General features: G+C 55.0%; 1 protein-coding gene and 1 pseudogene. Both read right to left on the bottom strand.

What is annotated here, in order from left to right:
• A pseudogene (locus MoGM_RS07260) lies at positions 1–1,178 on the bottom strand (hypothetical protein); the annotation flags it as partial.
• Positions 1,179–1,421: 243 nt separating this feature from the next.
• Positions 1,422–2,703: S46 family peptidase (locus tag MoGM_RS07255; protein ID WP_146078679.1), on the bottom strand; the 1,282-nt coding region annotated here is incomplete at its 5' end.

The following is a 2,703-nucleotide window of genomic DNA, read 5'->3' as shown; positions in this document are numbered from 1 at the left end:
AGAAGAAACAGCTCGCGGGCAAGGGCGGGCCAGTTTCCGCTGCGATCGTAGATGTCGGCGGCATGATTGGCAAAATCTTTCTTTACGGCAATGTGCGATGCGAAAGCCGTCATCGTGCTGTCGCCGGTATACCGCCCGAAAGGATAGGCCACGTTGAGTTGCAGCGCCATGGTGTTAATGCCGGCGTCGGCGAAGTTCACGCACCTGCCGTCACCCGCGTACAGTTTGTAAGCATATCCCGCCATGGCCCTTATCTTCGGATGCGAGCCTATGTCGACACGGCAGCCGGTGGCAACGCGCAACAGGTTGAGACAATCGAAAAGCGATGCCGCGGCACGATCCCAGTAGTTAGAGCCTTCATCACAACCGCCGTCGGCCGGATACGAGTCTGTAAAGGTGTCGAGAGCCGTCATTATCTGAGCCACGGCGGCAAGCTGCCGGTCTCTGTCATGCTCGCAGATGAGCACACAGGCGAGCCAGTTGCTCGCTATCCATGGGTTCCAGTTCATTCCGGCACGCTTCCACCAGTAGTCCGTTTTCAGGGCCGGGCGCAGCAGGCGGCGGTTTATCTCGCTGTCTATCCGTCTGCGGAGAAGCGGCGAGAAACTGTCTATCTCGGCACGGAGCATGTATGATGTCCATGCCACGAGCCCGGCCGTCTCGGCGTTGAACAGGTCTACCGTCTGGTCTTCATACACCGGCACAGGCTTGTTGTAGTGCGCCGGTATACCCCACCACGTCTCTTCGAGCAGCGCTTGCAGACCGTTGACGATGCCGGGGACAAAACGGTGGCGCCCCTCGGCAATCTCGGCCACCACCAAAGCGGCCAGCGCACGGCGGCGTGCGAACGACAGACGCTCGTAGCCGGTACGGTTGCCATCGGTCTTGAAACGGGCGAACTCGGTGACAGGAAGCACCGGCCACGACACACCGAGATACCTCTCACCGTATTCTATATAACTGCGGCGAACGCTCTGGGGTATCGAGTCGCGCCAGAAAGAACTGCCAGAACGGGGCAACGGCTCGAATTGTCCGCAGGCCACGAGTATCTTGTCAAGCGCATCCTCAGCGCGGTTTCCGCCAAACAGGGATGTGAGCAGCTTAGTGTCCTGACCGTTCACGGCCGTGAACGAAGCCGCCAGCAGCGATAAAAAGCAAATGATTGTTATCTTTTTCATCTACGGATGGTTGATAATTGACATGATTAAGCAAAGGCACTATGCGGAGGTTAAAATACCGCAGAGGCGCCGGGACACGGGAATAATCGACCGAATGTCATCATCCTGCATGTCCCGGCGCCTCTGCGGTACCGTTAGTCCGGTATGGCCATGTCCTTGCTATCCTAATTAACGGTTAATATGCGGCAAACAGCCGGAAATCATTATCCGCCGGCAAGCCACGGGCACGGTCTGCCGGATATTCTATTTGGCGTCAATCTCTTTCAAAAGGCGGTCGGCATGTCCCCAACGATCCATCATGAAGAGTACGTAGCGGATGTCGACACCGATGCAACGCGCGAGCTTGGAATCGAAGAAGATATCGCCAGAGAGGCTGTCCCAGTTTCCGTCGAACGCCAGTCCGATAAGCTGTCCCTTCCCGTTGAACATCGGCGAACCGCTGTTGCCGCCAGTGATGTCGTTATTTGTTAGGAAACAGAGTTGCATCTTACCTGTGGTCTTGTCGGTATACGGGTCGAAATTCTTTGCTGAAAGCAGCGTTTTCATTATCGGTTCGGCAAAGTAATCCACCACCTTGTCGCCCTTGTCCATCTTTTCCACTATGCTCTCTGCCGTGGTGTAATATCCCGACGGCTTGCCGTTAAGCATGAATCCGCCCACCTGTCCGTAGCTCAGACGCATAGTGAAGTTGGCGTCGCTGTAATGAGGCATGTCCTCTTCCATTCGTATCTTGGCGGCACAGAGATATTTCTCCTGCACGTCGATAGAGTCTACAGATGCCGTGAGCGGCTCGCCTAATGAGGCATACATGCTCATAATGTCGAGACCCATCTGCACACCGAGGTCTTTGCTGAAGCTCTTTTTGTTGATATAAATCTTCTTTCCGCTCTTCATCAGCATCGAATTGGCATACAGGTAATCCACGTATTTGGCACAGTCGCCTCCGAAACGGCTGTCGATAGTCTTGTAGAAATCGGGCAGGTACTTGGCATCCACCTGCTCACGGTAGTTCTTCAACAGCACGGCATACACCTCCTTGTCAAGTGCCTCATCCCACTCGGCGCTGTTATCAGCAAACTCTATGTACTGCTTTGACTTCTTGTTTTCCGGTCCTTTCACCTCGGAACCGTTGTGGGCACGCAGCGCACGGCTGGCAAGCTCGTTTGTACGGAAGAACGTCTCTGTGAAAACTGTCATCGCACGGCGCACGGCTATGCGCTCATTGTAAAGGCGGGACATCAGGTCGAAGTCGAGTTTGCCTTTCAAGTAGCCGGTAGAGTCCTGATAATGGCGTATCCGTGCCTCGAAATCGGCCTTCTGGCGTATGAGTCCCGTGCTGTCGATACACTTGTTCATACCGATGGAATTTTTCCAGTAGTTGGAGCTTTGGGCATATTTCGAGTCATACTTGATACGCACCGCCTCATCGGCACGCATGTGACGGATCATCACATCCTGCTTCACGCCGCGCACTTGGGCACGCGGCTCGTTGATGGCGTCACGGCGCTGGCGTATACCGTAAGAC

Source organism: Prevotella sp. MGM1 (genome assembly GCF_002933775.1).
In the GTDB taxonomy this organism is placed as follows: domain Bacteria; phylum Bacteroidota; class Bacteroidia; order Bacteroidales; family Bacteroidaceae; genus Prevotella.
This window is presented reverse-complemented; position numbering and strand designations above follow the sequence as displayed.